Source organism: Microbacterium sp. 2MCAF23 (genome assembly GCF_052115565.1).
Lineage (GTDB): Bacteria > Actinomycetota > Actinomycetes > Actinomycetales > Microbacteriaceae > Microbacterium.
Window position 1 is genome coordinate 1 of sequence record NZ_JBFRGY010000017.1, and the last position, 10,956, is coordinate 10,956.

Sequence of the window (10,956 nt, forward strand, 5' to 3'; positions counted from 1 at the left end):
TCCGGTGTCCGTCCCGCAGTGGCGTCTTTCACGGCTGCCGTGTTCGCGACCTGCACCATCCGGGCCTGCTGGGTGAGCCGGTCGTAGATCCCATCGATCACGGCGGCCGCATGGATCAGTCCGAGCATCTTCTGCCCGTCGGGGAGTTCTTCGCGCCACACGGTGCGCTTCTCCTGCGCCTCCCGGTGCCGGTCCGTCAACGACCGCGGGGCGAGCCGCTCGGCGACGCGTTCCACGACCCGCTTGGCCCGGTGCGGCGTCTCACCCTCGCATGCGGCGACCGCCGCCTGTTCGAACTCCGCCCGTACCGCATCGTCCAGCCGCGCCCCCGCGTCCTGGATGAGGCGCACGTGGGCGGCGTTGATCCGCGCGTCGGTGAATGCCTGCATCGTGGCGGGGAACTTCGTCATCAGTTCCGCGGCCCGCACCATCCGTCCCTGCACGACCCGGTCTGACATGTGCAGCACTGCCGCGAGCTCGGCGGCGACGGATCGTGATGCGAGATCGGCTGACTCGCCCCGTATCCCGGACGCACCGTCCACGGCGGCGAGGTCCTCGGCGAGCCGCTGCGCGACGGCGAGGTGCGCTTCCTTCAACGCCTGCAGGCGGGTGATCGTCGCCTCGGTGGTCGCCAACCCGTCCACGAGCGCGGCCAGCACGGCGGCCGGATCCACCGGGTCCACCCCAGGATCCACCACCGTGCTGGTCGAGCTCGTCATACCTCCCATTCAACCCGGGGGCACCGACATTCCAGGGCCGAAAAGGGCCAGATCAGATCCAGAAAAGATCACGAACAGATCACAAGATCCAGCCGTCGGTGACGTCGGTCGCGGAAGCCTTCGAAGCGCCCGACCCGCGGGCCATTTGTCTCACTTCCGCGCCTCGCTCAAGGACCACCGTGGTGCCGGAGTCGGTCCTTCAGAACGCGTCCCTACTCGCGGACGTCGCCGCTGTCCGGCTCGAACTGCTCCTCGAGCCGCTCGTCGGGTTCGAATGAGGCGTCGTCCGTCTCGCTCTCCTCGACGGCGGCAGCAGCCTGCTCCTTCGCCTCTTTGAGCGCCGCCTCTTCGCGCTTCTCCTCGCGCCGCTTCTCTCCGAACATCGCGTCTCCTCAGCATTCGTGGGCTTCGCCGTCACCCTACGCCCGACGGCCCGTGGCGGTAAGGCTCCTCGGATCCGGCGACAGCGTCGGCTGTCCGCGCGAACAGGGTGGGACCGACGGATATGCTGGCCCGAGCGTCGCGTGCTGGTGGCAGACCGTGTCAGGCATGGAGGCGCCGGATTGAAGGAGCGTGACGATGCTCTCGTCCCACCCTTCGTTCTCGCGTGACTGAGCGCGAGACGACCAGGCTCATCGCCTGGAGCAATGAACTCCGACAGGCGCACGCCCGGCTGCGAGAGGCCCTCGGGGTCGTGCGCGCCGGCGTGCACGGACCGGATCCGCAGCGGCCGGCCCGGGATCTGCTGCTGTACTGCCGCGGATTCTGCACCGCCCTCGACCAGCACCATCGCGGCGAGGATCGTGCGCTGTTCCCGGCGATCGAGGCCGCTCATCCCGAGCTCGCCCCGGTACTGCGCAAGCTCTCCGAGGATCACGCCATGATCGACGTGCTGCTCACGGCGCTGAGCACGGCCGTCGACGGCGGGGTGCCGCCGGACGACATCGATCGCCACCTCGACGGCGTCGGCGCCATCATGGAGAGCCATTTCGCCTTCGAGGAACGGCAGCTGCTCGGCGTGCTCGAGACGCTCGCGCTCGACGCGGATCCGCCGGACGTGCTCGGCAGGCTCTGATCCGGCCGCGCCCTCAGCCGAGAGCCGCCTGGAGCTCGCGGATGATCGATCCGAGCTCTCCGGAGGCGAGCAGGCCCTGCCCGAGCGGGCCTGCGCCGTCTTTGCCGACCGGAGGGAGCCGGCGCAGAGCGGCCGCGATCTCAGCAGACATCCGGTCGCACTGCCACGCGAGTTCGGCCGCGACCGCCCCCGCGCGCTCCTCAGCCGCGGCCGCGCCGGCCGCACCAGCCGCGCCGGCCGCACCAGCCGCACGTGCGGCGTACGCCGCGGCGCCGAGGGCGTGCGCTCCCATGTGCGCGACGCCCGCCGCCTGCGCCGCAGCCCGGGCGGCAGACACGGCCCCGACCGAGGAGACCGCGCGCGCTGCCCGGCCAGCGACGAACCGGCGCCGGATCTCTCCCGCGGCGTCGAGCTCGCCGCGCGAGAAGGCCCGCGCGCGTGCGATCGCGTCACGGGGGCGATCGTCGTCCGGTGCCTCCGCCCCGAAGAGCGGCAGCACATGCTCAGCGCAGGTCGCGGCCCACCCCGCGAGGAGGCGCCGGTCCTCTTCGGACAGCGTCTGTGCGGAGAGTGCCCGGCTCATCGCCCGCCCCGGTCTCGGCGCTCTGCGCGGGCGCGAGCGGCATCGTGCGCCTCGCGCAGCAGCGTGAGGACCAGCCCCGCCGTCCGGGATCCGGGGTTCACCACGCTCACCCAGCCGGCATCGCCGTACTGCGGGTGCGGTGCGAGGGCGTCGCTCGCGGCCGGATCCTCTCCGAGCGCGAGCTGCGCGGCACGCTCCCTGCCGACTTGGATGTTGACCCGGAAGCGAGCGGGCGCGTCCAGCGCGGATGCCCGGTCTTCGGGATAGTCCTTCGTGACGATCGTGCCGTAAGGCTGGGTGCGCTCCGGCACGGCGCCATCGGGCGCGTAGTAGAAGAACACGTCACCCCACGCGATCTCCGGATGAGGGCCTCCGGGTTCCGGGGCGAGGACGAGGACGCCCTCGAACGTCCTGACATGATCCACGATCTGCTGCATCTCCATCCTTCCATCGTGAGGTTGACGTGCTTATGTGGACTCATGCATCCGGGACGCGGGGATTCATCGGGGCGAAACGCGGTCAACCCTCCAGAGCAGATGTCGACGGCGGACGTCGGGCGGCTCGCCGGATACTCCCCGCAGCAGGTGCGCGATCTCGAACGCCTCGGGGTGCTCCCACCCGCTCCGCGTGCCGCCAACGGCTACCGCCGCTACGACGCCCGCCACGTGATCGCGGCTCGCGCATATCGCGCCCTGGCCGAGGCGATCGGGCCGGTCGCGGCGCGGACCCTACTGCCCGCCCTCGCCGCCGGACCGGTCGACACCGCGGCCGCCCGCATCGACGAGCTGCACGGCGACCTCGTCCTCGAGCGCCGCAGGGTGCACGAGGCCCTCCGTGGCCTCGACGCCGTGCTGGCAGAGGCCGCCGAGGAGTACGACGACAGCGACGCCATGACGATCGGCGAGCTGGCACAGGCGCTCGGCGTGCGGTCCTCCGCGCTCCGGCACTGGGAGCGCGAGGACCTCGTCCGCACGACCCGATCCGACGGGTCTGGCGCGAGGAGCTTTGGCGCCCTCGCCATGACGGAGGCACGGATCGCCGCTGCCCTCCGTGCCGGCGGGTACGGGATCCCTGCGATCCGGAGCATCCTCGAGGAGGTGCGCGCGCACGGGGATGCGGGGGATGCGCAGCGGATCCTGCAGCAGCGGCTCGCGGACCTCACGCGCCGCAGTGTCGCCCTCCTGGCCGCGGCGGGTCTGCTGCACGATCTCCTGACGTCGATGCCGGCCGAGACGCACCGGGACTGATCCTCGCCCTCCCGATCCGGCCCGTCGCGGAGGAGGATGTCGATCGGCGGATCCTTCGATCGTCACCATGATGTCGATACCTACGAAAGGACGGATCATGCGTTACACGCTTCTGCTGCAGTACCCCGAGATGAGCGCCGAGGATCTCGGGCCGGAGGTGCTCGCCGAGGGCATGCGCGCCTTCGACGTCTATGCCAAGGCTCTGGACGAGGCGGGCGTCCTGCGCAGCGCCGAGGTGCTGCACCCGTCGACCGCCACAACGACCGTGCGTGTGCGCGACGGGCAGCCGGTCATCCAGGACGGGCCGTTCGCCGACACCAAGGAGCAGCTCGGCGGCACCTTCGTGATCGAGGTCGACGACCTCGACGCGGCACTCGCCTGGGCCGCGAAGGCGCCGTCGGTCGAGTGGGGCGCGGTCGAGGTGCGTCCCGTCGCGACACGGTTCGCGGACGGAGCATGGCAGGGAGCTTCGCCGGTCCAGTGAATGCCGCAGCGTGTGGTCGGCGCCGCCGTGAGGCCGCGAGACCGATCCTGTGTCCCGAGACCGCCGATGGTGTCGGCGGTCTCGGGACGGAAGTTCGGTCTCGCGGTTCTCGTGCAGATCCGGATCCCGCACCCCAGGAGGCGAAATGAGCGCGGCCGATGAGGCGCGGTCCGCCGCCGAGCGCGCGGTCCGCGCCTCCTACGGACGGCTCGTCGCACTCCTCGCGGGCGGGACCGGCGACCTGGCGCTGGCCGAGGACTGTCTCGCCGACGCCCTCGAACGTGCACTGCGCACCTGGCCCGATGCCGGAGTGCCCGACAACCCGGAAGGATGGCTGCTCACCGTGGCCCGCAACAGACTCCGCGACGTGTGGGGCTCCGCGGCGCGCCGCACGAGCGCTCCGCTCGATGACGCGTCGGGCCTCGGCGCGGATACGGGGATCGACGTCGAGGCCCTCGTGGAGCGCGGCGAGACGATCCCGGACCGGCGCCTGGAGCTGCTGTTCGCATGCGCGCATCCCGCGATCGACCAGAGCATCCGCACACCGCTCATGCTGCAGACCGTGCTCGGCTTCGACGCGGCCCAGGTGGCGCGCGCGTTCGACGTCGAACCCGCGGCCATGGCGCAGCGCCTCGTGCGGGCGAAGCGCAAGATCCGCGACGCCGGGATCCGCTTCGCCCTGCCGACGCGCAGCGACATGCCCGCCCACACCACCGCCGTTCTGGAGGCGATCTACGGCGCCTACGCCCTGGACTGGCTGGGCGACCACGACGACGTGCGCACCTCGCTCGCCGACGAGGCCCGCTGGCTCGCCGTGCTCACCGCGACGCTGCTCGAGACGGATGCAGAGGCGTGGGGGCTGGCGGCGCTGCTCACGCTCGCGCAGTCGCGGGCGCCCGCGCGGGTCTCCCCGGCGCCCGGTCAGCCCTGGCCCGCGCTGGACGAGCAGGATCCGGCGCTCTGGGACGCCGCGCTCATCGCCGAGGGTGAGGCGCTGCTGCACCGGGCGGCGCGGCTCAGCGGCGTCGCCGGGGGAGCGGAGCCGGGCCGGTTCCAGCTCGAGGCGGCGATCCAGTCGGTGCACTGCGACCGCGCCCGCACCGGTGTGACCGACCGGGCCGCGCTGCTGCGGCTCTACCGCGGGCTCGTGCGGATCGCCCCGACACGCGGTGCGATCGACGCGCTCGCCGCGGTCGAGAAACGAGGCGAGGGCTACATCTAGCGGACCACCTCAAGGGGTCCCTCCTCGGGCGTCGGCGGCTCGAACCGCTCGAAGTATTCCGTCGCCGTCTGGGCGGTGAGCGGCCAATCGTCCGCCTGCCTGCCGTGTCGGTCACCGACTCGGCTCAGGATGGTCTCAAGACTCGTCGCGATGTAGACCGTCTCCGGCACGATGTCCTGAGGGGCGAGCAGTGCGCGGAACTCATCGCGTTGTCGCCGGAACCAGAATCCGAAGTCGAGCACGACATCGTTCCCCGCCGCGACCTGGCGCAGCAAGCGCGCCTTCAGATCTGCCGCCACCTCGGCGACCACTTCGGCGGAGGGCATCGTCGTGATTCCGCGATCCCAGAACTCCACCTCGAACGACAAACGCGTCCAGCCCTCGCGCTCCAGGCGCTTGGCGTAAGTGGTCTTGCCGGCACCACCTGGCCCGCACATCATCACGACGCGGGGCCCTCGAGTCTTGTGCACTGTCACCGGGTCGAGGTTACGCTCCGCCCCTCGGCCACGTCGATGAGCGCGGCTTCAGGGGATCAGCAGATACAGCGCACCGAGGACAGTGAGGATCAGCACGATCCGATCGAACAGCGCCTGGTGGATCCGGGGGATGAGCCACCGGCCGAACAGCGCGCCGATCACGACCATCGGCACGAGCACCAGATCCATCAGCAGCACCGGCACGGTGATCAGCCCAAGGCCTGCGAGCACCGGCACCTTGACGATGTTCACGATGGCGAAGAACCACGCCGCCGTGCCGAGGAACACCTTCACCGGGGTGCGCATCGCAAGGAAGTACATCGACATGACCGGTCCGCCCGCGTTCGCGACCATCGTGGTGAAGCCGCCCAGCGCGCCGTAGCCGAGCGTGGTGCCGAGGTGCGCCGCGCCCTCAGAAGCGGCAGCCGTCCGCCGGCGCCGCCAGAGGGTGATCCCCACCATCGCCAGCAGGATCACGCCGATCACGGGGCGCACCACGGCGTTGCCGGCGAAGGCCAGGAACACGGCGCCGAGCACGAGCCCCGCGACGACCGCGGGGGCGAGCCTCAGCAGCGTGGGCCAGTGCGCGTGGCGGCGCCAGGTGAGCAGCGCGAACAGGTCGCCGACGATGAGCAGGAGCAGCAGCGCCCCGGTCGAGGTGCGGGCGGGCAGCAGCGCGGCGAAGATCGCCACAGAGACGGTGTTCGCACCCGGCAGCGCGGTCTTGGAGAGCCCGACGACCGTGCCCGCGACCGCGAGCAGGATCCACGCCCACGGCGCGAGATCGATCATGGCCGGGACCCGCGGCGGCTGACGCGGACGGGCGCGAGTCGGATCGAGCGCATCATCGAAAACTAGCAGCCGCTCCCCGCCGTCGCGGCGACTCGGAAGCGCCGTTGCCGGATGCCCAAGGCTTCGGGTCTCTCAGTGCGTCGTGTCGAGCAGACCCCGCCGGAACCCCTCGGCCACCGCCGAGGCGCGATCGCCGACCCCGAGCTTGGCGTAGATGCTGAGCAGATGGGTCTTTACCGTACCCTCGCTGAGGTGCAGGCGGTCGCCGGCGGAGCGGTTGGTCGCACCGTCGGCGACGAGCCCCAGGATCTCCAGCTCGCGCGGGGTGAGCAGGCTCGCCTCCGGGGCGCGTACGCGGCCGACCAGGCGCGAGGCCACCTCGGGCGCGAGCACCGTCTTCCCCGCGGCCGCCGCGCGGATCGCCGCCAGCAGCTCGTCGCGGGAGGCGTCCTTCAGCAGGTACCCGGTGGCTCCGGCCGCGATCGCGGGAAGCACGTCGGCATCCGCGTCGAAAGTGGTCAGCACCACCACGCGACTGCCGATGCCGCGCCGCGCGAACTCCCGCAGCGCGGCGACGCCGTCCATCCGTGGCATCCGCAGATCCATCAGCACCACATCCGGCGCGAGCACCTCGGCTCGGGCGACCGCCTCGGCGCCGTCCGAGGCCTCGCCGACGACCTCGATGTCCTCGGCGGATCCGACCATGCCGACGATGCCGTCGCGTACGACCGGGTGGTCGTCGACGACGAGCAGGGTGAGTGCGCTCATGCCGGCACCTCCGCCCGCACGACCGTGCCGCGTCCGGGACGGGCCTCGACGACGAGCCTGCCGGCGGCCGCCTCCAGCCGCTCGCGCATCGCGATGAGTCCGTAACCGCCGGATCCCTCCGCTGCACGCTGCACGCGCTCGACGGCGTCGAAGCCGCGGCCGTCGTCGCGCACCTCCAGGCTCACCCCGGCGGCATCCGTCCGCAGTGCGATCGTCACCCGGCGTGCGGCGGCGTGCTTCTCGATGTTCGTCAGAGCCTCCTGCGCCGTGCGCAGCAGTGCGACCTCGGTCTCGGTCGGCAGAGGGCGGGCCGTTCCCGTGACGGTCAACGCCGCGGGGATGCCGGTGCGCGTCGACCACGAGTGCGCGACGCCGGTGAGGGCGTCCCCCAGCGAGGTCTGCTCGAGCGCCGTGGGGCGCAGCGCCTGCACGGAGCGACGCGCCTCGGCCAGTCCGTCGCGGGCCAGCGCGAGAGCCGACTCGGTGTGCCGTCGGCGAGCCGCGTCGTCGGATGCCTGCTCGGCCGCCTGCAGCTGGGTGATGATGCCCGTGAAGCCCTGCGCCAGCGTGTCGTGGATCTCGCGGGCGAGGCGGGCGCGCTCGTCGTGCACCGCCGTGCGGTGCAGGTTCTGCTCGGCGCGGTGCAGACCGAACGAGAGCCCGCACATCACCACGATGTTCAGCAGGATCACCGCGATCGTCCCTGCGACGCCGGCCGGATCCGCCCGGAAACCGGAGCTCTGTGCGAGGCCGGCGACGACGGCGGTCCCCGCCACCGGGAGCAGCTCCCACGGCCATTCGGCGAGCGAGTAGGCGAAGGAGAACGTCGCGATCGCGAGGAATCCGAAGGAGCCCTCGCGCAGCACAAGCAGGAGGTTGAGCACGATCGCCCCGGCGAGGAACACCGCGATCGCGGAGGGACGGTCGCGCCAGCGGAACGGCAGAGTGCGCATCACCAGCACCCATAGCCCGTAGGCCGCGCAGAGGGCCAGGATCGGCGTCAGCCGCGCCCACTGGCCCCACTGCGCGAGCAGCATGAATGCGACCAGCAGCCCCAGCACGATATACGGAGTGACCGCCAGCACGGTCCGCCAGCGCGAGTCCACCACGCGCCGACCCTACGCCTTCCCAGCGAACAGCGCCCTCATGCGAGGCAGGTTCACCAGGATCGCGACGGGCAGGAGCAGGAGGCCGCAGACCGCCTGCTCGATGCGCACCCAGTCGGGCAGGAAGCCGGGGATGGACACGATCACGACCACCGCGACGACGATGACGGGGCTGATGATCCGCAGGCGCACCCAGGCAGCGCGGGAACCGCGGGAGGCGGAGGCGGCGATGGCCAGCACCACGACCGCGCTGGCGAGCACGAGGGAGCATCGCACCCAGATCGCGCTCTCGAAGCCGATGCCGGTGGCGCTGGCGATACCGAGGAAGGCGATCATCACGGCGCTGACCGCCGCGAAGGCGCCGCCGAGGAGGAGGACGGGACGGAACGCCGCGCGACGGGCGGGAGCGAGGGCGCGGTCCGCGGGGAGGGAGAGTGTCTTGGTCATGTCTCCAGATTCCTCAGGGGAGACGCCGCCCGGATCCACCGATCGGTCAGGCTCGGCCACCGATCGGTCGGAGAGTCGTGACCCGGCTCCTTCGCCGCTTCACTTGTCGCGAATCGCGGTTATCCGTGCGCCATAGCCGCAAGATGCGACCAGCGAGCGCCAGGAGCAAGCCGGGGAACGGACCGGCTCGACGTCAGGGGCGCACTCGCACCGTGCGCTCATCGAGCGTCACGAGGTCGCCGGCGACGAGCTGACGTCCGCGGCGACGCTCGACCTCGCCGTTCACGCGCACGTACCCATCGAGGATCGCGCCCTTGGCGTCCCCGCCGGAGTCGATCAGCCCGGCGAACTTCAGGAACTGGCCGAGCCGGATGCTCTCACCGCCGATGGCGACGTCGTCGTTCACGCTCATCCCGCCACGCTATCCGAGTTCTCGGATCGGATCGGATCGGATCGGATCGGCCCGGCGTCGGATCCGCGGCGTTGCTGCATCGCCGGCAACACCGCTGACCGCGTTTCCCTCCCCGCAGCGTCTTTCCCCCCTCTCATTGTCGTCCGCCCGAGGGGGGGAAACACGGTCAGGGGAGGGAAACACGTCGACCGACGGCGGAACCGCGCAGCCTACCCCCGCCGATCCGGGTGAGGATCCGCGCACCCGGAATCCGCGTCGCGCGGCGTCACAGAAGCCGTCCGCGGCGTCACACGATGTCGAAAAGCGACACACAACGGCAGTGGATCCGGCGGGCATGTGAGTGTGGGCACACGCCGCGGCCGCCCGTTCCGTCGGCGCATCGCCGGGCGTCGTACACAGCGCGTCGTCCGGACGGCACCGACCCGCGGTGCGACGACCCGAAGGAGGCCCCCATGGCAAGGAACACTCGACGCATCGCATTCGCCGGGATCATGGCGACCACCGCAGCCCTCGCGCTCGCCGGATGCAGCCTCTCCGCCTCGGCCAACGGGCCGTCGGCGGGCGCCTCCGCAGGCAGCACCGTGTACTTCGGTGTCTCGTCCGCGACTACGGGGCAGTACGCCCAGTACGGCGAGCAGTTCAAGAAAGCGTTCGACCTGGCCGTCGAAGAGGTCAACAAGGACGGCGGCATCAACGGCCACCCCGTGGCCCTCAAGTACGAGGACTCGCAGTCCGACCCCAAGCAGTCGGTCACCGTGGCGCAGAAGTTCGTCAACGACCCGCAGATCTCGCTGGTGTTCGGGGACTACTCCTCGGCCGCGTCGATCCCGGCCTCGCCGATCTACACGGCCGGCAAGCTGCTGCAGTACGGCTTCAACAACTCCAACCCGGACTTCACCGCCAAGGGCACGCAGTACCAGTGGTCGAGCGCGATCACCACGAGCGCCAGCTACACCTGGACGGCCGACTACATCAAGAAGCAGGGCATCGACTCGATCGGCGTGACCTACCTGAACACCGCCGACTGGGGGATCCCGGCCTTCCAGGCGTTCAAGGCCGAGGCCGACAAGATCGGGCTGAAGATCACCGACGCAGAGGCGATCGACCCCACCTCCGACGACTACCGGCCCTCGCTCACCAAGGCCGTCGCCGGCAGCCCGAAGGCGTTCGCGCACGTCGGCTACGGGCCGGACGCAGCGAAGCTCGTCACTCAGCTGCGCGCGATCGGCTTCACCGGCACGTTCTACGGCGGCCAGGACGAGGAGTCCTTCGACGGCACCCCGGATGCGGCGGGCTCGGTCATCGGAACGGAGTTCGTGTCGACCAGCAAGGCACCCGAGGTGCAGGCCTTCGTCAAGGCGTTCAAGGCCAAGTACCCGGAGGAGAAGGAAGTCACCCTCTTCGAGGCCGGCGCCTATGATGCTCTGCACGTCGCCGTGGCCGCGGCGAAGAAGGGCGGCACCGACCGCGCCGGGATCCTCAAGGGCTTCCAGGAGATCACCGACGTGCCGAGCGTGGTCTACGGCAAGCTCTCGTTCGACAAGGAGACCCGTCGTCCTGCCTCGCCGCAGCTCACGCCCACCGTGCTGAAGGACGGCGCCTGGGTCGCCATCGAAGGCTGATCC

At 71.0% G+C, this 10,956-nt stretch carries 15 protein-coding genes; 5 read left to right on the plus strand and 10 right to left on the minus strand.

The genetic code is table 11. From position 1 onward, the window contains the following. Nucleotides 1-719: DUF222 domain-containing protein (locus AB4078_RS17165; protein ID WP_441978135.1), on the minus strand; the 719-nt coding region annotated here is incomplete at its 3' end. A 212-nt stretch (nt 720-931) separates the two neighbouring features. Next, on the minus strand, nt 932-1,102 hold the full coding sequence (locus AB4078_RS17170; RefSeq protein ID WP_441978136.1) for a hypothetical protein: 171 nt from the start codon (nt 1,100-1,102) through the stop codon (nt 932-934). Between the two features lie 224 nt (nt 1,103-1,326). On the opposite strand from AB4078_RS17170, the gene AB4078_RS17175 reads away from it, so the two are divergent. Beyond that, a complete protein-coding gene (locus tag AB4078_RS17175) occupies nt 1,327-1,794 on the plus strand; it encodes a hemerythrin domain-containing protein (protein WP_440732660.1) in 468 nt (155 codons plus the stop codon). A gap of 13 nt (nt 1,795-1,807) precedes the next feature. Here the strand turns inward: AB4078_RS17175 and AB4078_RS17180 are convergent, their stop codons facing one another. Next, nucleotides 1,808-2,377 carry a putative immunity protein gene (locus AB4078_RS17180; RefSeq protein WP_441978137.1) on the minus strand — a complete coding sequence of 190 codons (570 nt, stop codon included), beginning with the start codon at nt 2,375-2,377 and terminating at the stop codon, nt 1,808-1,810. Further along, nucleotides 2,374-2,814 (minus strand): DUF6194 family protein, encoded by a 441-nt coding sequence (locus AB4078_RS17185; RefSeq protein ID WP_441978138.1) that lies wholly within the window; start codon nt 2,812-2,814, stop codon nt 2,374-2,376. The genes AB4078_RS17180 and AB4078_RS17185 overlap by 4 nt, the downstream gene beginning before the upstream one ends. A gap of 99 nt (nt 2,815-2,913) precedes the next feature. Here AB4078_RS17185 and AB4078_RS17190 point away from each other — a divergent pair, with 99 nt between their 5' ends. The 3 genes from AB4078_RS17190 to AB4078_RS17200 all read left to right on the plus strand — a co-directional run bounded on the left by AB4078_RS17190 (nt 2,914) and on the right by AB4078_RS17200 (nt 5,330). Next, complete coding sequence (locus AB4078_RS17190; RefSeq protein ID WP_441978139.1) at nt 2,914-3,624, plus strand: MerR family transcriptional regulator; 711 nt, start codon at nt 2,914-2,916, stop codon at nt 3,622-3,624. A gap of 97 nt (nt 3,625-3,721) precedes the next feature. Beyond that, nucleotides 3,722-4,108 (plus strand): YciI family protein, encoded by a 387-nt coding sequence (locus AB4078_RS17195; protein ID WP_441978140.1) that lies wholly within the window; start codon nt 3,722-3,724, stop codon nt 4,106-4,108. 145 nt (nt 4,109-4,253) lie between these two features. Further along, the gene (locus tag AB4078_RS17200) at nt 4,254-5,330 is read left to right on the plus strand and encodes an RNA polymerase sigma factor (protein WP_441978141.1); all 1,077 of its coding nucleotides are present in this window, start codon (nt 4,254-4,256) and stop codon (nt 5,328-5,330) included. Here AB4078_RS17200 and AB4078_RS17205 read toward each other — a convergent pair. From AB4078_RS17205 to AB4078_RS17230, 6 genes are all read right to left on the minus strand, one after another. Then, the gene (locus tag AB4078_RS17205; RefSeq protein ID WP_441978142.1) at nt 5,327-5,806 is read right to left on the minus strand and encodes an AAA family ATPase; all 480 of its coding nucleotides are present in this window, start codon (nt 5,804-5,806) and stop codon (nt 5,327-5,329) included. The genes AB4078_RS17200 and AB4078_RS17205 overlap by 4 nt on opposite strands. A 48-nt stretch (nt 5,807-5,854) precedes the next feature. After that, nucleotides 5,855-6,598, minus strand: coding sequence for a sulfite exporter TauE/SafE family protein (locus AB4078_RS17210; RefSeq protein WP_441978143.1), 744 nt, complete (start codon nt 6,596-6,598; stop codon nt 5,855-5,857). A 132-nt stretch (nt 6,599-6,730) separates the two neighbouring features. Then, nucleotides 6,731-7,366 (minus strand): response regulator, encoded by a 636-nt coding sequence (locus AB4078_RS17215; RefSeq protein ID WP_441978144.1) that lies wholly within the window; start codon nt 7,364-7,366, stop codon nt 6,731-6,733. Continuing rightward, on the minus strand, nt 7,363-8,475 hold the full coding sequence (locus AB4078_RS17220) for a sensor histidine kinase (protein WP_441978145.1): 1,113 nt from the start codon (nt 8,473-8,475) through the stop codon (nt 7,363-7,365). The genes AB4078_RS17215 and AB4078_RS17220 overlap by 4 nt, the downstream gene beginning before the upstream one ends. Before the next feature lie 9 nt (nt 8,476-8,484). After that, entirely contained in the window at nt 8,485-8,919 is a 435-nt protein-coding gene (locus AB4078_RS17225; protein ID WP_440732650.1) for a hypothetical protein, read from the minus strand. A 193-nt stretch (nt 8,920-9,112) separates the two neighbouring features. Next, nucleotides 9,113-9,331, minus strand: coding sequence for an RNA-binding S4 domain-containing protein (locus tag AB4078_RS17230; protein WP_440732649.1), 219 nt, complete (start codon nt 9,329-9,331; stop codon nt 9,113-9,115). Between the two features lie 452 nt (nt 9,332-9,783). Here AB4078_RS17230 and AB4078_RS17235 point away from each other — a divergent pair, with 452 nt between their 5' ends. Next, on the plus strand, nt 9,784-10,953 hold the full coding sequence (locus tag AB4078_RS17235) for an ABC transporter substrate-binding protein (RefSeq protein ID WP_441978146.1): 1,170 nt from the start codon (nt 9,784-9,786) through the stop codon (nt 10,951-10,953). The last annotated feature ends 3 nt before the right edge of the window (nt 10,954-10,956 follow it).

What these genes read in the sequence shown, in the direction of transcription:
- AB4078_RS17185 (WP_441978138.1), bottom strand. Translation starts at nt 2,814, where the DNA reads ATGCAGCAGATCGTGGATCATGTCAGGACGTTCGAGGGCGTCCTCGTC.
- AB4078_RS17195 (WP_441978140.1), top strand. Translation starts at nt 3,722, where the DNA reads ATGCGTTACACGCTTCTGCTGCAGTACCCCGAGATGAGCGCCGAGGAT.
- AB4078_RS17210 (WP_441978143.1), bottom strand. Translation starts at nt 6,598, where the DNA reads ATGATCGATCTCGCGCCGTGGGCGTGGATCCTGCTCGCGGTCGCGGGC.
- AB4078_RS17190 (WP_441978139.1), top strand. Translation starts at nt 2,914, where the DNA reads ATGTCGACGGCGGACGTCGGGCGGCTCGCCGGATACTCCCCGCAGCAG.
- AB4078_RS17225 (WP_440732650.1), bottom strand. Translation starts at nt 8,919, where the DNA reads ATGACCAAGACACTCTCCCTCCCCGCGGACCGCGCCCTCGCTCCCGCC.
- AB4078_RS17215 (WP_441978144.1), bottom strand. Translation starts at nt 7,366, where the DNA reads ATGAGCGCACTCACCCTGCTCGTCGTCGACGACCACCCGGTCGTACGC.
- AB4078_RS17230 (WP_440732649.1), bottom strand. Translation starts at nt 9,331, where the DNA reads ATGAGCGTGAACGACGACGTCGCCATCGGCGGTGAGAGCATCCGGCTC.
- AB4078_RS17200 (WP_441978141.1), top strand. Translation starts at nt 4,254, where the DNA reads ATGAGCGCGGCCGATGAGGCGCGGTCCGCCGCCGAGCGCGCGGTCCGC.
- AB4078_RS17180 (WP_441978137.1), bottom strand. Translation starts at nt 2,377, where the DNA reads ATGAGCCGGGCACTCTCCGCACAGACGCTGTCCGAAGAGGACCGGCGC.
- AB4078_RS17170 (WP_441978136.1), bottom strand. Translation starts at nt 1,102, where the DNA reads ATGTTCGGAGAGAAGCGGCGCGAGGAGAAGCGCGAAGAGGCGGCGCTC.
- AB4078_RS17235 (WP_441978146.1), top strand. Translation starts at nt 9,784, where the DNA reads ATGGCAAGGAACACTCGACGCATCGCATTCGCCGGGATCATGGCGACC.